We start from the raw sequence: 21,660 nt of genomic DNA on the forward strand, positions 1-21,660 counted from the left end.
GTCAGGTCCGCGTCTGCCAGCCGCCGCCGAGTGCGCGGAACAGGTCGACCTGCGCGCCGGCGATCCGTGCGTCCGCGGCGGCCAGCTCGGTATCTGTGTCGGCGAGCGTCCGCTCGGCGTCGAGGACGTCGAGAAAGTCGATCTGGCCTTCACGCTGGCGTGCGCGGGTGATGCGCGCGGCGGTGGCGGCGTTGTCGTGCGCGGATTGCAGTTGCGTGCGGCGATCGAGTTCGCGCGCGTAATTGGACAGCGCGGTCTCGGTCTCCTCGAGCGCGGTCAGCACGCTGCCGTCGAAATTGGCGAGCGCGCCGCGCGTGTCGGCCTCCGCACCGGCAATGCGCGCGCGCGCGGCGGACTGGTTGACCGACCAGTTGAGCAACGGGCCGAGCAGCCAGCGGATCGGGCCCCCGCTGAAGACGTCGCCGATGCTGAGTGCGGTCGAGCCGATCGACCCGCCGAGCGCAATCTGCGGATAGAGCTGCGACGTCTGCACGCCAATCCGCGCGGTGGCGGCGGCGAGGCGGCGTTCGGCGGCGTGCACGTCGGGGCGACGCGCGAGCAGACTCGCACCGTCACCGATCGGGATCGGCCGGTCGAGCCGCGGCGTGGTGGTGCGCGCGCCGGCGCTGGCGGGCAGGTCCTGCGGCGTGCGGCCGGTGAGTGTGGCGAGGCGGAAGAGTGCTGCCTGACGCTCAGCTTCGATCTGCGGTATGTTCGCGGCGCGCTGGTCGCGCAGTGCGGCGATCCGGACCTGATCGAGCCGCGCGGCACGGCCCGCGTCGACGCGCTTGCCGGTCAGCGTGTTCGATTTGTCGAGCAGCTCGACGATGCGCCGGGCGACCGCGAGGCGTTCTGCGGACGAGGCGGCATCGACATAGGCGCGCGTCGTGGCGGCGACGATCGAGACCCGGACCGCGTCCGCATCGGCCTGCGCCGCGCCGACGTCGCCGCGCGCGGCCTCGACGTTGCGGCGGACCCGGCCGGCGAGATCGACCTCGTAGCTGACGTCGAGCCCGACATCATAGGTGGCACGCTCGCGGTCGAGACCGGGGAGGTTCTGGAGTTGCGAGGTGCGCGCGTAACTGCCGCTGCCGCTCGCGTTCACCTGCGGCTCGCGATCGGTCTTCGCGCCGCGCAACGACGCGCGCGCGCTGTCGAGGCGGGCGACAGCGACGCGCAGGTCGGTATTCGCCGCCAGCGCGTCGGCGACGAGGCCGTCGAGGACCGGGTCGCGGTACATCCGCCACCAGTCGTTATCCGGCACCGTCGTGACGGTTGCCGTGTTGGCGGTGACGAACGACGCCGTCGCCTTGGGCGGAGTGATCGGCGCGACATAGTCGGGGCCGGCGGCGCACGCGGCGAGCGTCAGCGCCGAGAGGCTCGCGAGAAGCAGGGACTTCATGAGGCTGGTCCTATTCGGCTGGCTGAAGCGTCGCGGCGGGGGCAGGGCGGCGGCGTTCGAACCGCATCGCCAGCGCCCGAGCGACGACATAGAAGGTAGGAGTGAAGAGCAGCCCGAACCCGGTCACGCCGATCATCCCGAAGAACACCGCGGTCCCGAGCGCCTGGCGCAGTTCGGCGCCGGCCCCGTCGGCGATCACCAGCGGCACCGCGCCGAGGATGAACGCGAAGCTCGTCATCAGGATCGGCCGCAACCGGTCCTTCGCCGCGCGCACCGCCGCCTCGACCGGGGACAGGCCATCCTGTTCCTCGGCCTGCTTGGCGAACTCCACGACCAGGATCGCGTTCTTCGCGGCCAGCGCAATCAGCACGACCAGCCCGATCTGCGTGAGAACGTTGTTGTCCATCCCGCGCAAATTCACCCCGGTCATCGCGGCCAACAGGCACATCGGCACGATCAGGATGATCGCGAGCGGTAGCGTCAGGCTCTCATATTGCGCGGCGAGAACGAGGAAGACGAACAGCACGGCCATCCCGAAGACGAGCGCAGCGGTGCTGCCCGCGGCCTTTTGCTGATAGGCGATGCCGGTCCACTCATGCGCATAGCCGGCGGGTAGCGACGCATCGGCGAGCTTTTCCATCGCGACCAGCGACTGGCCCGACGAATAGCCCTTGGCAGTGTCGCCATCGACCTCGACTGCGGGGAACAGGTTGTAGCGCACCACGCGGTACGGGCCGGTCTTGTCGCGGAACGTCGAGACCGAGCCGACCGGGACCATCTGGCCCGAATTGGAGCGCGTCTTGAGGTTGGCGATGTCCGCGGTGGTGTTGCGGAACGGTGCGTCGGCCTGCGCGGTGACGCGGTAGGTGCGCCCCAGCAGGTTGAAGTCGTTGACGAACGCCGATCCGAGATAGACCTGCAACGCCTCGAACACGCGCTCGGGGGGGACGCCCAAGAGGTTGGCCTTGGCGCGGTCGACGTCGGCGAAGATGCGCGGCGTGGCGGTGTCGAAGAAGGTGTAGACCTGCGCGAGGCCCTTGGTCTGGTTCGCCTGGCCGATCAGGTCGTAGCTCGTCTTGCCGAGGTCGCCATAGCCGTGGCCACCCTGGTCCTGCACCATCAGGCGATAGCCGCCGGCCGAGCCGATACCCTGGATCAATGGCGGCGGGACGATCAGCAGGCGCGCTTCGGTGATGTCGCCCGTCGCCTTCTGCGATTCGGCCATGATGCTGGCGAGCGTGACGCCGAGCTTCTTGCGCTCCTCGAAGCTCTTAAGCGGGATGTAGGCGGCGGCCGAGTTGGGGGCGAGCGTCTGCGACGGGCCGTCAAAGCCTGCGAGCATGACCGCGCCCTTGACGCCGGCGAGCGGCAGGATGCGTTTGGCGACCTTCTGCATCACCGCGTCGGTGCGCTCGACCGACGAGCCGGGGGGCAGCTGGATGACGGTCAGGAAATAGCCCTGGTCCTGCGCGGGGACGAAGCCCGACGGGGTGACCATGAACACGCCGACCGTCACCGCGATCAGCGCGGCATAGGCGATCATCATCCGCTTCGGCGCGGCGACGAGGCGCGCGGTGAGGCGGCCATAGCTTTCGCTCATCCGCTCGAACCCGCGGTTGAAGGCATCGCCGGCGCGGCGCAGCGAGCGCGTGACGCGGTTGCCCGAACCTCCCGGGGCGGTGGGCTTGAGCAGCATGGCGGCAAGCGCTGGCGACAGCGTCAGCGAGATGAGCAGCGAGATGATCGTCGCGGTCGAGATCGTGACCGCGAACTGGCGGTAGAACGCGCCCGACAGCCCGGTCAGGAACACCGTCGGGATGAACACCGCGCACAGCACGAGCACGATCGCGACGAGCGCACCCGACACCTCGTCCATCGACGTGCGCGCGGCCTCCAGCGGCGAGAGCCCGTGTTCGAGGTTGCGCTCGACATTCTCGACCACGACGATCGCGTCATCGACGACGATCCCGATCGCGAGGACGAGGCCGAACAGCGACAGGTTGTTGAGGCTGTAGCCGAACGCGGCGAGCACCGCGAAGGTACCGATCAGCGAGACCGGGATCGCCACGATCGGGATGATCGCCGCGCGCCACTTCTGCAGGAAGACGAGGATGACCAGAACGACGAGGATCATGGCCTCGAACAACGTATGCTTCACCGCGTCGATCGACTGCGCGATGAACTCGGTCGGGTTGTAGATGACCTTGTATTCGAGGCCCTTTGGAAAGCGCTTCGACATGCTCTCCATCTCGGCGGTGACGGCTTGCGCGGCGCCGAGCGCGTTCGAGCCGGGACGCTGGAAGACCGCGGCGATGACGGTGGGCTTGCCGCTGAGATAGGTGTTGGCGCCGTAATCCTGCGCGCCGAGCTCGACGCGCGCGACGTCCGAGACGCGGACCTGGCGGCCTTGCGCGTCGGTGCGGATGACGACATCGGCGAACTGCTTGGGATCGGTGAGGCGGCCCTGCGTCTCGACGTTCAATTGGAACGCGCTGTTGCCCTTGTCGTAGGGCGGCTGGCCTAGCGTGCCGGCGGCGACCTGGACGTTCTGCGCGCGCAGCGCCGCGACAATTTCGCCCGCGGTCAGGTCCAGCGCGGCGGCACGACCGGGGTCGATCCACACGCGCATCGAATAATCGCGCGCGCCGAACAGCTGCACGTCGCCGACGCCGTCGATGCGGCTCAGGCGATCGCGGACCTGAGTCAGCGCGTAGTTGGAGATGTAGCCGCGATCGAGCGAGTTGTCGGGCGAGACGAGGTTCACGACCATCAGGAAGTCGGGTGACGTCTTGCGCGTCACGACGCCTAGGCGCTGCACGTCCTCGGGCAGGCGTGGGACCGCGACCGCGACTCGGTTCTGGACGAGCACCTGCGCGGCATCGAGGTCGGTGCCGATCTTGAAGGTGACGGTGATCGTCACCTTGCCGTCGCCGGTCGATTGCGACGACTGGTAGAGCATGTTGTCGACACCGTTGATTTCCTGCTCGATCGGCGCGGCGACGGTTTCGGCGACCGTCTCGGCCGATGCGCCCGGATAGGTCGCGCTGACGGTGACGGTGGGGGGGACGATGTCGGGATATTGCGACACCGGCAGTGCCATATAGGCGATCGCGCCGACGATCGTGATGATCACGGCGATCACGCCCGCAAAGATCGGCCGGGTGATGAAGAAGCGCGAGAAGCGCATGGTTTGTGTCCTCGAAGAAGAGCGACGCGCACGCGCCAACACCACCCCGGCGAAGGCCGGGGCCCAATTGGGCGAACCGCAGTAATGAAGTCGAAACGCTATCCCATTTGGGCCCCGGCCTTCGCCGGGGTGGACGGCTACTTGGCGAGCGTGGCCTCACCCGAGATGGGCTGGACCGAGGCCGGCGCAGCCGTACCGGTCGCCACCGTGATCCGGCCCGCCTTCGGCGCAACCGTCGCACCCGGCATCGCCATCTGCGTGCCCTGTATGATGACCCGGTCGCCCGGCCCGATCCCCGAGCGGACGATCCGCAGCCCATCGACCACCGGCCCGAGCTCGACCGGCTTCTGGCTCACGACGTTCTTCGCATCGATCGTCAGCAGCACTTTGCGCGCCTGATCGGTCTGCACCGCATCGTCGGGCACCAGCAGCGCCTGCCGCGTCCCCGCACTGGCGAGGCGCATGTTGCCGAACATTCCCGGCGTCAGGAAATAGCCCGGGTTCGCAATCACCGCGCGGCCACGGATCGTGCCCGAGCGCTGGTCGAGCCCGTTGTCGGTGAAGTCGAGCTTGCCCTTCCAGCGATGCTCGGTCTCGTCCTGCAACTGGATCTCGACCGCCGCGGGGGCCGCGCCGGGATGCCGCGCGCGCTGCGTCTTGAGATACAGCGCCTCCGACCCGTCGAAATTGAAGTAGATCGGGTCGAGCGCGTTGATCGTCGTGAGCACGGTGCCGCCGGTGCCTTCGCCACCCGCGACCTGGTTGCCCGCATCGACTCGGCGATCAGAGATGCGCCCGCCGATGGGTGCACGAACCTGCGTGAAGCCGACGTCGAGCGCGCGCGCGCGTTCGCGCGCCTGCGCGGCGGCGAGCGCGGCCGTGGCGGCTTCGAGCTTGCCACGCAGCGCGTCGACTTCGCCCGCCGAGACGGCTTCGTCGGAAACCAGTCGCTGCGCGCGGCCGAGGTCGGTACGCGCGAGCGACAGGGCGCTCCTCGCACTCGCGACGTTGGCGTGCGCTTCGGCCAGCGCGGCGGCGAACGGACGCGAGTCGATCGTGAAGAGCAGCTGCCCCTTGCGGACGATATCGCCGTCGTGGAAGTGGACGCCGGTGACTTCGCCCGCCACGCGCGGCCGGATCTCGACGCTGCGGCTCGGCGCGAACCGGCCGACATAATCGTCCCACTCGCTCACCTGTCGCACGAGCGGCGCGGCGACCGTGACCGATGCGGGCGGAGGCGCGGCCATCGCCGCGTCGGGATGGTCGAACAGCTTCACGCCGACCGCGCCGAGCAGCGCGACCGGCACGAGCACCATCGCGCCGCGCTGCCATGCGGGCCGTCGATGCCGGCCGGCGGGCGGCGTCGCGACGACATCGGCGTCGTTCGCGGCCGTGATCGTGGTCAGCATGTTCATGCCGCAATGCTCCGCTTCTGCTGCGCACCGACGCGCATGCCGGTCACGCTTTCGACCAGAGTCTCGATCTGCGCCTCGACGAAGCCGGCGGCGAGGAAGCCCTGGATCTCGGCCATCGGCAGCGCGAACCCGCGGCGCCAGGCGTACACCGCCAGACGGCGCAACGCCTCCAGTCGGGGATCGGCGAGCCTCGATGCGGTGCTGAGGCCGAACAGGCTGCCCATTGCGCGCGACATACGGCTGGGGCCGGCGAGGCTACGCAACGTGTCGCGCTTGGCGAGCGCGATGACGCTCCATTCCAGCGCCGAGAAACCGGTCGGGGCAGGGGCGGCCGCCGTCTGCGCGCGGCTGGTGACGGGCGAAGCGAACATGTTGTCGAGATCGAGATAGGCCATGGGAGTGTCCCCCTTTTGATTTTGGGCAAGCGCTGGCGTTCGTCGGTGGGCGGTCCACCGACGGCAGCTGGTCGCAAGGCGTGCGCGGTCGTTGCCGGCACGGGATCGTGCCGCGCTTGCCCGCTTGGATGGTTGGAGAATTGGTCCGGGCGATGAGGCCCGGTCTTGGATCTGTCTTAGGTTTGAACCGTGGTCATGGATGCGTGTCCCCGGTTGCCTCTTCCGAAGTAGGAGAAAGCTTCGATACCAGTCGGTATATAAACCTGGCGTTCATCTCGTCAACACAGTTTTGTACCGGACGGTATTATTTATCGCGCCCGTAACGAACCGTGACTTGTATGGGGGAGGTGCCCGGTCGGCGGTGCCGACGGATCTGGCGTGTCGGCAAACCGACGGGGCTTAGCGGGTCGGCCATACCGACAGGCTGGTCTCGACGAGCTGGTTCAGCTCGGTGCACGTCGCGCCCGATCCGGCCTGGATCGAAAGGCCCTGCATGATCGCGAAGAGATACCGCATCAGCGCGTGCGATTCGAGGCCGTCGGGGAACTCGCCCGCAGCCTTGGCCTCGTCGAAACGGCGCATGAGCGCGGCCTCCGACGAGGCGCGCCGCTTGGCGACCTCGGCCTTGATCGGCTCAGCCTCCGCGCTGCACGCCACGCTGCTGATCACGCTGAGGCACCCCTTGGGATCGCAGGTGCTCATCTGCATCTGGAGCGCGCCGCGCAGCAGCCTTTCCGCTACGGCGCGCGCGGTCGGCGCTTCGAGTGCGGAGGTCATATAGGCCAGCTTCTCGCGCTCGTAGAGGTCGAGCGCCTTGTGGAACAGCGCCTCCTTGTTGCCGAACGCCGCGTAGAGACTGGGCTTGGTGATGCCCATCTCCGCGGTGAGTTCGGCCATCGACGCGCCCTCATAGCCATTGCGCCAGAACACGCGCAGCGCACCCGCCAGCGCCACGTCGAGATCGAACTCGCGGGGGCGGCCCTTGGGGGCGGTGAGCGTGCAAAGCCTATTCATACCGTTCGGTATATAGAGATGCGCGGCCAAAGGTCCAGCGAGTAGAATGCGTTGAGATGCGCGCGATAGACCTTCGGGGTTGCCCTTCGCGTCGACGCGGGGGAGGATGCGCCGCAGTCACGGGAGTAGAGCATGCAACGTCGGACTTTCATCGCGGCTTTGCCCGCCGCGGCCCTGTTGCCGGCGATGGCGCAAGCGCAAACGGGCACGCGGGGGACGCCGGGCGCCCAAGGCGCGCAGGGGCCGGGGCAGGGCGGTGCGCCGCAGCCCGCGACCGCCGCGGAAGCGCCCTTGCCGCCGGTGTGGGAGGCGGGCCAGGATCGCTTCATCCGGCCCGACGTGCATGCGGGCGATCGGCCGGTGGGTGCGAGCTTTGCGTCGCGCACCGCAGCCTATGGGCTGAACGGCGCGGCGGGGACCGCGCATCCGCTGGCGACGCAGGCGGGGATCGACATTCTCAAGCGCGGGGGATCGGCGGTCGATGCGGCGATCGCGATCAACGCGTGCCTCGGCTTCCTCGAACCGACGTCGAGCGGGATCGGCGGCGATGCCTATGCGATGATCTGGGATCCCAAGCTTAAAAAGGTCGTCGGACTGGCCGGGTCGGGCAAGAGCCCGCGCGGGCTGAGCCTGGAGACAGTCCGCGCGCGGGCGAAGAACGGCGCGCTGCCGGCCTTGGGTGCGCTCAGCGTCTCGGTGCCGGGGGCGGTGGATGCCTGGTGGACGATGCACCAGCGCTACGGCAGATTGCCTTGGGCCGAGCTGTTCCAGCCGGCGATCGGGCATGCCGAGGCGGGCGCGCCGGTGCCCGACATCATCGCCTATTATATCCGCCGCAGCCTCGCCGCGTTCCGGCGACCGGGCAACGGGCTGGAGGAAGTGGCCAACGCGCTGCGCACCTATGGCCTGGCCGACGGCAAGGGGCCTGCGCTCGGGCAGGTGTTCCGCAATTCCGATCTCGCGCGGACCTATCGTGCGATCGCCGCGGGTGGCCGCGACGCGTTCTACCAGGGCGATCTGGCGCGGACGGTCGACCGGTATTTCAAGCGGATCGGCGGCTGGCTGCGCTACGAGGACCTCGCCGCGCATCGGTCCGAATGGATCGAGCCCAACCGCACCGACTATCGCGGGACGACGGTGCATGCGCTCGGCGCGAACACGCAAGGACTGGCGACCTTGCAGATGCTCAACATCCTCGAACGCTTCGACCTGAAGGGGGCGGGGTTCCAGTCGGCGCTGTCGATCCACCTCCAGGCGGAGGCCAAGCGGTTGGCCTATGAGGATCGCGCGCGCTATTATGCCGATCCGCATTTCGCCAAGCAGCCGGTCGAGTGGCTCATCTCGAAGGACTATGCGGCCGAGCGCGCGAAGCTGATCCGGCCGGACCGGATCCTGACGCCGGTCTATCCGGGGCAGGCGCCAAGCCGCGGCGACACCACCTATTTCAGCTGTGCCGACAAGGACGGGCTGATGGTGTCGATGATCCAGTCCAATTTCCGCGGGATGGGATCGGGGCTGGTCGCGGACGGCCTCGGCTTCATGTTCCAGGATCGCGGGCAGTTGTTCAGCCTGAAAGACGGGCATCCCAACATCTATGCGCCGGGCAAGCGGCCATTCCAGACGATCATCCCGGGTTTTGCGACGCGGGGCGGCGATCCGTGGATGAGCTTTGGCGTGATGGGCGGCGACATGCAGCCGCAGGGGCAGACGCAGATCATCGTCAACCGAGTCGATTACGGGCTGGAGATACAGTCGGCGGGGGATTCGCCGCGCTGGCATCACGAGGGTTCGTCGCAGTCGATGGGCGAGGATTCGCCCGGGCTGGGCGCGACCGGGCTGTTGCGGCTGGAGAGCGGCGTACCGCTCGCGACGCGGCAAAGGCTGGCCGAGATCGGCTGGACGATCGGCGACCCCGATGGTGGGTTCGGCCGCTACGAATGCGTCGAGCACCGGATGGATGGGCCTACACGCGTTTATGCGGCGGCCAGCGAGATGCGCGCGGATGGGTGCGCGCTGGCGTATTGATGGAGTCGCCTAGCCAGCGCCGTCACCCCGGATCGAATCCGGGGTGACGGCACGGAGATGGGCTCGGCCTTAGCGGCCGACCGCGGTGTAGGTGAACCCGGCCTGCTCGACGTCGGCGCGCTGATAGACGTTGCGCAGATCGACCATGATCGGGCCGGCCATCAGCCCCTTGAGCCGCGGCAGATCGAGCGCGCGATAGGCATCCCATTCGGTTACGATCACGACCGCGTCGGCGCCTTCGGCCGCGTCATAGGCGTCGGTGCAATAGACCAGATCGGGCATCATCGCCTTGGCCGGGCCCATGCCCTCCGGATCATGCGTCCGCACCGTGACGCCCGCATCGGCGAGCGCGGTCGCGATCGCGAGGCTCGGCGCGTCGCGCATGTCGTCGGTATTGGGCTTGAACGTCAGGCCGAGCAGCGCGACGGTCTTGCCGCGTGGGTTGTCACCGAGCGCGTGCAGGACCTTGCGGCCCATCGCGCGCTTGCGGCTGTCGTTCACCTTCACCACCGCTTCGACGATGTGGACCGGGGTCTGGTAGTCCTCGGCGGTCTTCAGCAGCGCGAGCGTGTCCTTGGGGAAGCACGAGCCGCCATAGCCGGGCCCGGCATGGAGGAACTTCTTGCCGATACGGTTGTCGAGGCCGATCCCGCGCGACACGTCGCGCACGTCGGCGCCGACCGCCTCGCACAGGTCCGCAATCTCGTTGATGAAGGTGATCTTGGTCGCAAGGAACGCGTTCGCGGCATATTTGATCAGCTCGGACGTGCGACGGCTGGTGAACAGGATCGGCGATTCGCCGAGGTACAGCGGCCGATACACGTCGCGCATCACCTGCCGCGCGCGGTCGTCGTCGGTGCCGATGACGATCCGGTCGGGACGCTTGAAATCGCCGATCGCGGCGCCCTCGCGCAGGAATTCGGGGTTGGAGACGACCGCGACGTCGATGTCCGGCCGCTTTTCGCGCAGGATCGCCTCAACCCGGTCGCCGGTGCCGACGGGGACGGTCGACTTGGTCACGACCACGGTCGGCCCGGTGATGGCCGCGGCGATTTCCTCGGTCGCGGCAAAGACATAGCGCAGATCGGCATGACCGTCGCCGCGGCGCGAGGGGGTGCCGACCGCAATGAAGATCGCATCCGCGCCCGCGACCGCGCTGGCGAGATCGGTGGTGAAGGTGAGGCGGCCCGCCGCGACGTTCGAGGCAACGAGCAGGTCGAGCCCGGGCTCGAAGATCGGCATGCGGCCCGCGTGGAGCGCGTCGATCTTCGCCTGGTCCATGTCGACGCAGCAGACGTCATGCCCGAAGTCGGAGAAGCACGCGCCGGACACCAGACCGACATAGCCCGAACCGATCATTGTGATGCGCATAATCAAAGTCCCTCGAAACCCGCGCTCCCTATTGGGTCAAAACCGGGGGCATGCAAGCGACCCTCGGGCAAGTTGTAAGGACCGGGGCCTCGGGGCAGCGCGGCGACCGCGCAACCAAATGGTACCGCACCGGTTGAACTGGCATCAACATCCTTCACCGCAGAGGAGCGATAGCATGGCAGAGGATATCAAGAGCGCGATCGACAAGGGTGCGGAGCAGAGCAAGGCGGCGACGGACCGTGCGGCGAGCGCCGCCAAGGATGCGACCGACAGGATGCGGCAGGGCGCCGAGCAGGCGCGCGATGCCTTTACCGAGAAGGTCGTCGATCCGGCCAAGCGCGCGGGCGAGGCGATGAAGGAAACGGGCGGCAAGATCGCCGAGGGCGGCGCGACGATCGGCAAGACGATGATCGACCAGGCCGAGCAGAATGCGCGCGAGGCGTTCGCGGCGATGCGCGAGGCGGCCAGCGCGAAGGATCTGACGCAAGTCATGAAGATCCAGGGCGATTATCTGCGCGAGCAGAGCCAGCGCAGCATGACCCAGGCGCGCGAGATCGGCGAGATGATCATGCGCTTCGGCAAGGACGCGGTCGCGCCGCTGCGGGGCGACGGTCCGAAGTGATCGAGCCGCCTGCCGGATGGTCTCGATCGACTCGCGGCAGGCGTCAGGCAATGGGTGGAGCGACGTACGGACGAGCAAGAACGCCGTCGCTCCAATCCCAAGACGGAGCCGAACGACGGCAACCTTGACGGCACGCGGAATAATATTGCGCTGCGCGGCCGAGCTTGCGATTAGCACCTCGAGCGTAACGATCGAGTGACTGATGGACCGGGCCGTTCCCTTATCGCGCGCGACGCGAACGAGTGTCATGCTGAGGGCGGACATATTTCGCCTGAACCGCACCGGCGCCGAAAGCCACCGGGTCACCAATATATCCGAGACCGGGCTTTGCATCGTGCAGGCCGAGGCGCTCGAAGTCGGCAGCGCCGTGGTCGTGGCGATCGGCCAGATCGCACCGGTCGCCGCGGACGTGGTCTGGGTGCGCGGCGGGCTTGCCGGATTGCGGTTCCACAAACCGATCGATGTCGCGCAGGCCCGGTTGCGCCGCAGTGCCGGCGATGTCGTCACGCCACCGGCAGCGGGATGGCTCGCCGAGTTGAACGACCCCTACGCGAAATAACGGCGTCGCTGCGCGCCAGTCCGTCATCCCGACCGGTGCGCCGGGGCGGGATGACGGTGTAGATGGCCGAGTCGGTTACCGGCCCTGGAGCTTGGTCAGGATGGTCATCGACTGTTCCGACCCCGATTGCGGGACGATCTCACCCGCGCGGTCGATGATCGAGTCCCAATGCGCCGCGACGCCTTCCGCCGACAGATCGTCGCCCGTCAGCAGCGCGCCCTGCGTCAGCGTCACATAGGCTGCCTGGAACACGCCCGCGCCTGCGCCGACGATCATGTTGGTGGGCGCGTCCTCCGAGACGAGGAACACCGCCGCGGGCGCGACCTTGTCGGGGCAGAAGGCCTTGAACGCCTCTTCGGGGAAGATGTCCTGCGTCATGCGCGTGCCCGCGGTCGGGGCGATCGTGTTGACCCGGATGTTGTTTTTCGCGCCCTCGATCGCGAGCGTCTTGGTCAGCCCTGCCAGACCGAGCTTGGCGGCGCCGTAATTCGCCTGGCCGAAATTGCCGTAGAGACCGGTCGAGGACGCGGTCATCAGGATGCGGCCGTAATTCTGCGCGCGCATCATGTCCCACACCGCCTTGGTGGCGTTGGCCGAGCCATTGAGATGGACGTCGACGACGAACTTGAAGTCCGCGGGCTCCATCTTGGCAAAGCTCTTGTCGCGCAGGACGCCGGCATTGTTGATGAGGATGTGGATGCCGCCCCAGGCCTCGGCGGCTTTTGCGACCATTTCGACCATCTGGTCATAATCGGTGACGCTGCCGCCGTTCGACATCGCGGTGCCGCCGGCGGCCTCGATTTCCTCGACGACCTTCAGCGCGGCGTCGGAATGGCCGGTGCCGTCGCGCGAGCCGCCGAGATCGTTGACGACCACCTTCGCGCCACGACGGGCGAGTTCGAGCGCATATTCGCGACCGAGACCGCCGCCAGCGCCGGTGACGATCGCCACCTTGTCGTCAAAGCGAATGGACCCAAAGTTTCCGGACATGGAAAAGGCGCTCCTCTCTTATCGTTGGAGCGCCTTTCCTAGAACGTAAAGCTGGCCGTGCAAGCGGCGGATGGTCCGCCGCCTGCATGGATGTCAGTTACTTGCCGCCGCGGTTACGGCAGCCGTCCTTGACCGTCTTCGAGCACACCGGATACTCGGCGGGGGCCGGCGTCGGCGGCGTCACGGTCGGCTGACCGAAGGTAACGCGCCCTGCGCCTGCCATCGGTGCGGCTGCCATCGGCGCGGCGGGGGCTGCTGCCGGATCTGCCGGTGCGGCCATCGCCGGATCGGCGGGTGCTGCGGGATCCGCGGGAGCGGCCTGGTCCGCCGGTGCCGTCTGCATCGCGGGATCGGCCGGCGCGGTCTGCGCGGCGGGGTCTGCCGGCGGCGTCGTCTGGGCGATCACGGGCGACGCGAGAAGAGCGGCAGCGGCGAGAAGGATGGACTTCATGAGAATCTCCTAAATGGGTGCACCATTTTGGTAGCGCGACGTCTGAACGCACTAAGTCGCGCTTGGGTCCTTCGTTTCGCATCCGATTCCATTCGCCCCGCCGCCAGACCCGTATCGGGACAGAGTCGTCAGCCCCCCGTATCGAGCGAATAGCCCGCCGAACGGACGGTGCGGATGATGTCGGGACGCTCGCCGATGTTGATCGCCTTGCGCAGCCGGCGGATGTGGACGTCGACGGTACGGCTCTCGATGTCGCTGTCGTGGCCCCACACCGCATCGAGCAGCCGCTCGCGCGAGAACACCCAGCCGGGATGCTCCAGGAAATGCTTGAGCAGCCGAAATTCGGTCGGCCCGAGCGAGACGACTTCGCCCGAGCGGCGAACCTTGTGGCCGACCGTGTCCATCTCGATGTCCGCATAGCTGAGTGCCTCGCCGGCGAGCGCAGGCCGGACGCGGCGCAGGACCGCGCCGACGCGCGCAACGAGTTCGCGCGGGGAGAAGGGCTTGGTGACGTAATCGTCGGCGCCGGTTTCCAAGCCACGGACGCGGTCTTCTTCCTCACCCCGCGCGGTGAGCATGATGATCGGCACGTTCTGCGTCTCGGGTGCGCGGCGCAGGCGGCGGCACACCTCGATCCCCGACAGCCCCTCGACCATCCAGTCGAGCAGGACGATGTCGGGCACCTTCTCCTTGGCGAGCAGCAACGCTTCCTCGCCATCAGGAGTGTGCGCGATCTCGAAATCCTCACGCTTGAAATGCCAGACCAGCAGTTCGGCGAGCGCGGCGTCGTCCTCGACGAGCAGCATCTTTGCACGGGCCATGTCGATTACTCCTGCAGACCGCCGCGGTCGCGGTCGGTCATCTGCGTGCCGGTGGCGGCGAAATAGACCATCTCGGCGACGTTGGTGGCATGATCGCCGATCCGCTCGAGATTCTTGGCGACGAACAGCAGATGCGCGACCTGACTGATCGTCTTCGGATTCTCGACCATGTAGGTGACCAGCGTCCGGAAGATGCTGTCGTAGAAATCGTCGAGCGCGGCGTCGCTTTCAACGACGCGTACTGCTTCCGCGGAATCACGCTTGGCGAACGCGTCGAGCACGTCGTGGACCATCTCGCTAGCCATCCGGCCCATCGCGGGCAGGATCGAGATCGGCTCGATCCGGTGCTCGCCATCGATCATCGGCACGCGCTTGGCGATGTTCTTGGCGTAGTCGCCGATCCGCTCGACGACGCCCGCGATCTTCAGCGCGGCGACAACTTCGCGGAGGTCGACCGCCATCGGCGCGCGCAGCGCGATGATCCGGACCGCGAGCCGCTCGACCTCCGCTTCGATTGCGTCGATCTGCTTGTCGGCGACGCGCACCTGTTCGGCGAGCGCGAGGTCGTTGCGTTGTAGCGCCTGCATCGCCTTGTCGATCGCGTCCTCGGCGAGCCCGCCCATCTGCGAGATCAACCCGCGCAGTTCGCCGATATCGTTGTCGAAGGCCTTGACCGTATGCGTGTTCATGCGTGGTCCTCCACTCAGCCGTAGCGGCCGGTGATGTAATCCTTGGTCCGCTCTTCGCGGGGATTGGTGAAGATGTCGGAGGTGTTGCCGTATTCGACGAGCGTGCCGAGGTGGAAGAACGCGGTCTTCTGGCTGACGCGCGCGGCCTGCTGCATGTTGTGCGTGACGATCACCATCGCGTAGCGGCCGCGCAGTTCGTGGATGAGTTCCTCGATCTTGGCGGTCGCGATCGGGTCGAGCGCGCTGCACGGTTCGTCCATCAGGATGACCTCGGGGTCGACCGCGATAGCGCGGGCGATGCACAACCGCTGCTGCTGGCCGCCCGACAGCGCGGTGCCGCTGTCGCTGAGCCGGTCCTTGACCTCGTCCCAAAGGCCTGCGCGGCGCAGCGACTTCTCGACCATCCGATCGAGATCCGCCTTCGCGCCCGCCAGCCCGTGGATGCGCGGGCCGTAGGCGACGTTCTCGTATATCGATTTGGGGAAGGGGTTCGGCTTCTGGAACACCATGCCGACGCGCGCGCGCAGCTGCACCACATCCATGTCGGGCGAATAGATGTCCTGGCCGTCGAGCTTGATCTCGCCGGTAACGCGCGCGCTGGCGACCGTGTCGTTCATGCGGTTCAAGGTGCGCAGGAAGGTCGACTTGCCGCAGCCCGACGGGCCGATGAACGCGACGACCTCGTCCTGGTCGACATCGATCGACACGTCGTTGATCGCGATCTTGCTGCCGTACGCGACGGAGACGTTGCGCGCCGTCATCTTCAGGACGGGGGCTTTATAAGGTTTTGGCATCACCAGCGGGTCTCGAATCGGTTGCGGAGGTAGATCGCGACGCCGTTCATCGCGAGCAGGAAGACGAGCAGGACGATGATCGCTGCGGACGTCTTCTCGACGAAGCCGCGGCTGACCTGATCGGACCACAGGAAGATCTGGACGGGCAGCACGGTCGCGGGGTCCTTGAGGCCCGACGGCGGGGCTGCGATGAACGCGCGCATGCCGATCATCAGCAACGGCGCGGTCTCGCCCAGCGCGCGCGCCATGCCGATGATCGTCCCCGTGAGGATGCCGGGCAGCGCGAGCGGCAGGACGTGGTGGAACACGACCTGGACGGGCGATGCGCCGATGCCGAGCGCGGCGTCGCGGATCGACGGTGGCACGCTCTTGATCGCGTTGCGGCCGGCGATGACGATCACCGGCATCGTCATCAGCGCGAGCGTCAGCCCCCCGACGATCGGCGCCGAGCGCGGCATCCCGAACGTGCCGAGGAACACCGCGAGGCCGAGCAGCCCGAAGATGATCGAGGGGACCGCGGCGAGGTTGTTGATCGACACCTCGATCAGGTCGGTCCAGCGGTTCTTGGGCGCATATTCCTCGAGATACAGCGCTGACAGCACGCCGATCGGGAAGGCGAGCAGCAGCGTGACGACCATCGTCAGCAGCGATCCCTTGAACGCGCCCCAGATGCCCACGCGCGTGGCATCGGTCGAGTCCGCCGCGGTCAGGAAGCCCGCGTTGAAGCCGCGCGTCAGCACGCCCTTGGCTTTCAACCGCGCGACGACGGCCTCTGCATCGCGCGTGCCGTTGCCCTTGGCGGCGACGTCGATCGGGCTGGAGACGGGGACGTCGAACACCGTCTTGCGCTGGAGCAGCGACGGATCGGCCTTGATCGCGTCGCGGACCACCGCCCAGGCGCCGTCGGAGAGAAGATCGGTGCCGTCCTTGCCGAACGCCTTGGTGGCGGCGAGGTCGACGGTGCCCTCGAGCCCGGCGCCCGCCAGCGCGAGGTCGGCACCGCGCCCGACGAGGCGGGCGGGCTCGATTGGCAGCTTGGCGGCGGCGAGATCGACCGGGAGCGACACGCGCGTCGCGACGAAACCGCTCGCGCCCTGGCTCACCATCGAGAACAGCAGATAGGCGAGGAACGCGGCGGACAACCACACGGCGGCGAGCCCGGCGAAGCGGAAGCGGCGCTCCGACGCATAGCGGCGGCGGATCCGCGACTGCATCGCCTGCGTCGTCCAGTCGGTCGGCACGCGGCGCACCGGCTCGGCGTTCGTCGTAGGACTCTGGGGCACGAGCGTGTCACTCATAGGCTTCGCGGTACCGTTTCACGACGCGCAGCGCGACGATGTTGAGAAGGAGCGTGACGACGAACAGCGTCAGGCCCAGCGCAAACGCGGCGAGCGTCTTGGGGCTGTCGAACTCCGCCTCGCCGGTCAGCAGGTCGACGATCTGCTTAGTGACGGTGGTGGTGCTGGCGAACGGGTTGAGCGTGAGTGTGGCGACTCCGCTCGCGGCCATGACGACGATCATCGTCTCGCCGATCGCGCGCGATACGGCGAGCAGCACGCCGCCGACGACGCCGGGCAGCGCGGCGGGCAGCAACACACGGCGGATCGTCTCGGACTGCGTCGCGCCCATCGCCAGGCTGCCATCGCGCATCGACGAGGGGACCGCGGCGATCGAATCATCCGCCATCGACGACACGAACGGGATGATCATGATGCCCATCACGAGCCCAGCGGCGAGCGCGCTCTCGGACGAGGCCCAGCTGATCCCGATCGACACCGCGACATCGCGCACCGCGGGGGCGACGGTGAGCGCGGCGAAATAGCCGTAGACGACGGTCGGCACGCCCGCGAGCATCTCAAGGATCGGTTTCATCCACTTGCGCGTGGTCGGCGCGGCATATTGGGTGAGGTAGATCGCGCTCATCAGGCCGAACGGAATGGCGACGATCATCGCGATCACCGCGCCGATGAAGAACGTCCCCCAGAACAGCGGCACCGCGCCGAGCGACGCGCCCGGATCGCGCGCGTCGATCACCTGCGGGCTCCAGTGCGTGCCGAACAGGAAATCGGTGATCGGCACGACCGAGAAGAACCGTGCGGATTCGTACAGCAGCGAGGCGACGATGCCGACCGTCGTCAGGATCGCGATCAGCGACGCGCCGAGCAGCAGCAGCATGACGACGCGCTCGACCTGCGTGCGCGCGCCGAAGCCGGGCCGGACGCGGGTGAACGCGAACGCACCGCCGGCGAAGGCGAGCAGCAGCGCGAGCGCGGTCGCGATCCAGTCGTAGCGCGTCTGCGCGGCGGCATAGGCGGGGGCCAGCGTTTGCGCGAGCCCGTGGAACGCACCGAAGCTGCGGCCCTCAGCGAGACTGCGCGCCTCCGACAGGATCGACGCGCGATCGAAGCCCGGCGCGGGGAGCTGCATCGCGGCGGGGGTGGCGAGCACCGCATCGGTGACGAGCGCGGGCGCAGTCATCGACCAGATCACGAGGAAGACGAGCGGCGGGATCGCGGTCCACAGCGCGACGTACCAGCCGTGGTGCGAAGGCAGCGAACTGAACCGTGCGGTGCTGCCGGCACGAAAGCGCGTGGCGCGGACGCGCGCGGTGAGCCAGCCGATCAGGCCGAGACCAAGGACGAGAAAGATGAGCGCGATGGCCGACATCAGGCGTTGCCCACCGTGTCATCCACCCCGGCGAAGGCCGGGGCCCAAATGGGAAGGCCGAAATAAGCGCGCGCAGGGTGAGCCAAGGGAAGGTTGCCCAATTGGGCCCCGGCCTGCGCCGGGGTGGTGGTTTTGGTGTGCGAGGTCTTTATCCCATTTCCGTTCCCCCGCGGACGCGGGGGCCCAGCTAAGTTCGGATTGCTCACGTGGCGCTTGGGCCCCCGCTTTCGCGGGGGAACCAGAAAGAAGAAAGGGGCGGGGGACCGCATCACTTCAACACCGCCGGATCGAGCACCGTCTCGTTCGCGATGATCGCAGCCGAGCGCGCCTGGATCGCGGGCGGTGCCGCGATCAGCCCGCGCTTAACCAGCGGTCCGGTCATCCCCCAGTTCGCCGCGTACAGCTTCAGCAGATTGCGCAAGCCTGGAATCGCGGTCAGATGCGCCTTCTTCACGTAGATATACAATGGCCGGGACCCCGGATACGCATTGTCCGCGATCGTCGCATAGGTCGGCGCGACCCCCGAGATCGACACGCCGTTCACGTCGTCCTTGTTCTCTTCGAGATAGCTGTAGCCGAACACGCCGATCGCATTGGGGTTCGACTGGAGTTTCTGGACGATCAGATTGTCGTTCTCGCCCGCATCGACATACACGCCGTCCTCGCGGACGCGCGTGCACAGCGCCTTGTGCGCCTCCGGATCGGACTTGGCGAGCGGCAGCGCGGTCGGATCGCTCGCCTCGCACCCCTTGGTCAGGATCAGCTCGGCGAGCGCATCGCGCGTCCCGCTGGTCGCAGGTGGCCCGTAGATCTGGATCGGCACCGCGGGCAGCGCCGGGTTGACGTCGCGCCAAACGCGCGCGGTGTTGGGCTTGCCGCTGGGACTGGCGGCGAGCGCCTTGTAGAGATCGGTCGGCGTCAGCTGCATCTTCGGGCCGTTCTTCGCCTCGGCAAACGCGATGCCGTCGATCCCGACCTGGATTTCCATGACGTCCTGCACGCCGTTGGTAGCGCAGCTCTTATATTCGCTTGCCTTCATCCGGCGCGAGGCGTCCTCGATATCGGGATGCGCGGCGCCGATCCCGGCGCAGAACAGCTTCATTCCCGCGCCGGTGCCGGTCGATTCGATCACCGGCGCCTTGGCATCGGGATCGTTGGCGACGAGCTGTTCGGCGATCATCGTCGTGAACGGATAGACGGTCGACGATCCGACCGCGGTGATCTGGTCGCGCGAGCCCGCACCGCCGCCATTCGCCTGATCGACGCACGCGGCAAGGGCCCCAACCAGGCCGAGAAGAACAAACCGCTGCACCAGAATCCCCGTCATGCACCGGCCTTAGCGGTACTAAAGACGCTCCTGTGTGACAGTTGGGTTACCCTTTTATGACAGCGCCTTTGGGCATCGCGCTGCTCGGCGGCAGGATGACCGAAACGGTGGTGCCGACGCCGACCTGGCTGACGATATCGAGCCGCCCGCGATGCCGCTCGACGATGTGCTTGACGATCGCGAGACCCAGTCCGGTGCCGCCGAGAGACCGGCTGCGACCGGCATCGGCACGATAGAAACGCTCGGTCAGCCGGGGGATGTGCACCGCGGCGATCCCGTCGCCCTCGTCGCGAATCGACAGGCGGATCATGCCGGCATCGTCGCGCTTCAACGCGATCGTCACCGGCGTGCCCGCGCGGCCATATTTCATCGCGTTGCCGATCAGGTTGTGGAGCATCTGCGACAGCTGGACCCGGTCGCCCGACACCGGGGCCAGGTTCGGGGCGATCGTCGCGACCAGATCCTGCCCGCGATCGCCCGCCGCATCGGCCAGTTCCTCGCGCGTGTCCTCGACGAGCTGCGCGAGATCGACCGCTTGGTCGGGCAGGCGGAATTTCTCCGCCTCGATCCGGCTCAGCGAGATCAGATCCTCGACGAGCCGCTGCATCCGCCGCGCCTCGTCGTCCATCACCTTGAGGAAGCGCGCACGGACCTCGGCATCCTCGCCCGCCTCGTCGCGCAGTGTCTCGATGAAGCCGAGGATCGAGGCGAGCGGCGTGCGCAGTTCGTGGCTGGCATTGGCGACGAAATCGATCCGCATCCGCTCGGCGGCATAGTTGCCGGTCTGGTCGACGAGATAGACGATGCGCTGCCCCTCCGACGTCTCGCTGAGCAGCATCTCCCATCGCTGGTCGCGCGTGCCCAGGCCGACGAGTTCGATCGGACGCTCGCCGTCGATCGGCCCTGGCGTCCCCAGCCGCTCGGCGGCGGCGGGGTGGCGGATCGCGACTCGCGCGTCCTCGCCGAGGATATGCGTGCCGAGCAACGTCCGGGCGGCGCGATTGGCGAGCACCACGCGGCCGTCCTGCACCAGCATCACCGGCGCGACGATCGCATCGAGCACGTCGTCGAGCACCGACGGAGTCATCGCGGTGGATTCGTCGGGCGTCGCGGTCTCGTCGCCGGTGCCGGCCGCGACCAGCGCTGCGGCGATCCCGCCGACGACCGCTACGATCGCGCCTTGGATGTCGTGCGTGATCGCGAACACCGCGATCGCGGCGACGATGACGACGACAATCGCCCAGAAGGTGCGCAGGCCAAATCCGGAAAGCATCTCGGTCTCCTGGGACGGAAATGGCGTCCACCCGGCCGCCTTACAGGCATCGGACGCAATCCGATATTCCCCGTCGTGTCGCTGCGCACCGCCACCGCTCACCACGACCGTCCTGCTTCGGCACGATCGGCGGGGCCATATTGTCAGCGCTTCAGGATTGTGAAAGGGCTGTCGTCTAGCAGGGGTAGCATGAGCGACGATACGCGATCCGATCAGGACCCGATTCCCGAAGCTGGCCCAGATACTGGCTCGGCCGCTGGCCCAGCCACGGGTGACTCGGCCGGCACGCCGACGCGTCGCCGGGTGCTGGCGCTTGGCGCGGTGACGGCGGGGGCGGTCGTGTCGATCCGCCCGGCGCTGGCGCAGACCGTCGGGTCGGTGCTCAACTGCGAGATCCCGGTTCCCGATCCGAGCCGCGCGGGCAGCTATATCGATCCGGATGGCAAGACCGTGCCCGCACGGACGAAAGGCGCCTTCCCGCCATCGCCGCGCGCGTTCAAGGGCGAAGAGGTGAAGCGCGCGATGGCCAATGGCAGCACGTTGCCCGGCACCGATTCGCAGCGCAGCCGAGCATACGTCAATTATATCCGCCGGTTGCAGCGTGGTCAGGGCGGCTTCACCTGCTTCGCATCGTTGCAGATGCCGCGCGGCTGACGCC

The 21,660-nt window shown here is 67.7% G+C and carries 19 protein-coding genes; 4 read left to right on the forward strand and 15 right to left on the reverse strand.

The window, feature by feature from the left end:
• Position 1: 1 nt before the first annotated feature.
• From EV283_RS15215 to EV283_RS15235, 5 genes are all read right to left on the reverse strand, one after another.
• Positions 2-1,402: a TolC family protein gene (locus tag EV283_RS15215; RefSeq protein WP_130326727.1), complete on the reverse strand. Its 1,401-nt coding sequence runs from the start codon at positions 1,400-1,402 to the stop codon at positions 2-4.
• 10 nt (positions 1,403-1,412) lie between these two features.
• The gene (locus EV283_RS15220; protein WP_130326729.1) at positions 1,413-4,589 is read right to left on the reverse strand and encodes a multidrug efflux RND transporter permease subunit; all 3,177 of its coding nucleotides are present in this window, start codon (positions 4,587-4,589) and stop codon (positions 1,413-1,415) included.
• A gap of 137 nt (positions 4,590-4,726) precedes the next feature.
• Positions 4,727-5,905 carry an efflux RND transporter periplasmic adaptor subunit gene (locus EV283_RS15225; protein WP_130326988.1) on the reverse strand — a complete coding sequence of 393 codons (1,179 nt, stop codon included), beginning with the start codon at positions 5,903-5,905 and terminating at the stop codon, positions 4,727-4,729.
• 95 nt (positions 5,906-6,000) lie between these two features.
• Positions 6,001-6,399, reverse strand: coding sequence for a hypothetical protein (locus EV283_RS15230; protein ID WP_056416841.1), 399 nt, complete (start codon positions 6,397-6,399; stop codon positions 6,001-6,003).
• 399 nt (positions 6,400-6,798) lie between these two features.
• The gene (locus tag EV283_RS15235) at positions 6,799-7,413 is read right to left on the reverse strand and encodes a TetR/AcrR family transcriptional regulator (protein ID WP_107957971.1); all 615 of its coding nucleotides are present in this window, start codon (positions 7,411-7,413) and stop codon (positions 6,799-6,801) included.
• Positions 7,414-7,545: 132 nt separating this feature from the next.
• On the opposite strand from EV283_RS15235, the gene EV283_RS15240 reads away from it, so the two are divergent.
• Positions 7,546-9,438, forward strand: coding sequence for a gamma-glutamyltransferase family protein (locus tag EV283_RS15240; RefSeq protein ID WP_130326731.1), 1,893 nt, complete (start codon positions 7,546-7,548; stop codon positions 9,436-9,438).
• Positions 9,439-9,507: 69 nt separating this feature from the next.
• On the opposite strand, the gene EV283_RS15245 is transcribed toward EV283_RS15240, so the two are convergent.
• Positions 9,508-10,809 carry a UDP-glucose/GDP-mannose dehydrogenase family protein gene (locus tag EV283_RS15245; protein ID WP_130326733.1) on the reverse strand — a complete coding sequence of 434 codons (1,302 nt, stop codon included), beginning with the start codon at positions 10,807-10,809 and terminating at the stop codon, positions 9,508-9,510.
• A gap of 175 nt (positions 10,810-10,984) precedes the next feature.
• Here EV283_RS15245 and EV283_RS15250 point away from each other — a divergent pair, with 175 nt between their 5' ends.
• The gene (locus EV283_RS15250; protein ID WP_235516908.1) at positions 10,985-11,431 is read left to right on the forward strand and encodes a phasin family protein; all 447 of its coding nucleotides are present in this window, start codon (positions 10,985-10,987) and stop codon (positions 11,429-11,431) included.
• A gap of 247 nt (positions 11,432-11,678) precedes the next feature.
• Positions 11,679-11,990, forward strand: a complete 312-nt coding sequence (locus tag EV283_RS15255; protein ID WP_056416852.1) for a PilZ domain-containing protein — start codon at positions 11,679-11,681, stop codon at positions 11,988-11,990.
• 75 nt (positions 11,991-12,065) lie between these two features.
• On the opposite strand, the gene EV283_RS15260 is transcribed toward EV283_RS15255, so the two are convergent.
• The 9 genes from EV283_RS15260 to EV283_RS15300 all read right to left on the reverse strand — a co-directional run bounded on the left by EV283_RS15260 (position 12,066) and on the right by EV283_RS15300 (position 21,002).
• A complete protein-coding gene (locus tag EV283_RS15260; RefSeq protein ID WP_130326735.1) occupies positions 12,066-12,980 on the reverse strand; it encodes an SDR family NAD(P)-dependent oxidoreductase in 915 nt (304 codons plus the stop codon).
• A gap of 97 nt (positions 12,981-13,077) precedes the next feature.
• On the reverse strand, positions 13,078-13,431 hold the full coding sequence (locus EV283_RS15265) for a hypothetical protein (RefSeq protein WP_130326737.1): 354 nt from the start codon (positions 13,429-13,431) through the stop codon (positions 13,078-13,080).
• Positions 13,432-13,559: 128 nt separating this feature from the next.
• On the reverse strand, positions 13,560-14,252 hold the full coding sequence (phoB, locus tag EV283_RS15270) for a phosphate regulon transcriptional regulator PhoB (protein WP_130326739.1): 693 nt from the start codon (positions 14,250-14,252) through the stop codon (positions 13,560-13,562).
• Between the two features lie 5 nt (positions 14,253-14,257).
• On the reverse strand, positions 14,258-14,941 hold the full coding sequence (phoU, locus tag EV283_RS15275) for a phosphate signaling complex protein PhoU (protein ID WP_130326741.1): 684 nt from the start codon (positions 14,939-14,941) through the stop codon (positions 14,258-14,260).
• A gap of 14 nt (positions 14,942-14,955) precedes the next feature.
• Positions 14,956-15,735, reverse strand: coding sequence for a phosphate ABC transporter ATP-binding protein PstB (gene pstB, locus EV283_RS15280; RefSeq protein WP_130326743.1), 780 nt, complete (start codon positions 15,733-15,735; stop codon positions 14,956-14,958).
• The gene (gene pstA, locus EV283_RS15285) at positions 15,735-17,033 is read right to left on the reverse strand and encodes a phosphate ABC transporter permease PstA (RefSeq protein ID WP_130326745.1); all 1,299 of its coding nucleotides are present in this window, start codon (positions 17,031-17,033) and stop codon (positions 15,735-15,737) included. The genes pstB and pstA overlap by 1 nt, the downstream gene beginning before the upstream one ends.
• Positions 17,026-18,402, reverse strand: coding sequence for a phosphate ABC transporter permease subunit PstC (gene pstC / locus EV283_RS15290; protein ID WP_130326747.1), 1,377 nt, complete (start codon positions 18,400-18,402; stop codon positions 17,026-17,028). Before pstC ends, pstA begins: the two co-directional genes overlap by 8 nt.
• A 268-nt stretch (positions 18,403-18,670) precedes the next feature.
• Entirely contained in the window at positions 18,671-19,729 is a 1,059-nt protein-coding gene (locus EV283_RS15295) for a substrate-binding domain-containing protein (RefSeq protein WP_130326749.1), read from the reverse strand.
• A 46-nt stretch (positions 19,730-19,775) separates the two neighbouring features.
• Positions 19,776-21,002: an ATP-binding protein gene (locus EV283_RS15300; protein ID WP_130326751.1), complete on the reverse strand. Its 1,227-nt coding sequence runs from the start codon at positions 21,000-21,002 to the stop codon at positions 19,776-19,778.
• 189 nt (positions 21,003-21,191) lie between these two features.
• On the opposite strand from EV283_RS15300, the gene EV283_RS15305 reads away from it, so the two are divergent.
• On the forward strand, positions 21,192-21,656 hold the full coding sequence (locus EV283_RS15305) for a hypothetical protein (RefSeq protein ID WP_234422595.1): 465 nt from the start codon (positions 21,192-21,194) through the stop codon (positions 21,654-21,656).
• Positions 21,657-21,660 lie beyond the last annotated feature (4 nt).

It is taken from the genome of Sphingomonas sp. BK036 (assembly GCF_004216825.1).
Classification (GTDB): Bacteria; Pseudomonadota; Alphaproteobacteria; order Sphingomonadales; family Sphingomonadaceae; genus Sphingomonas.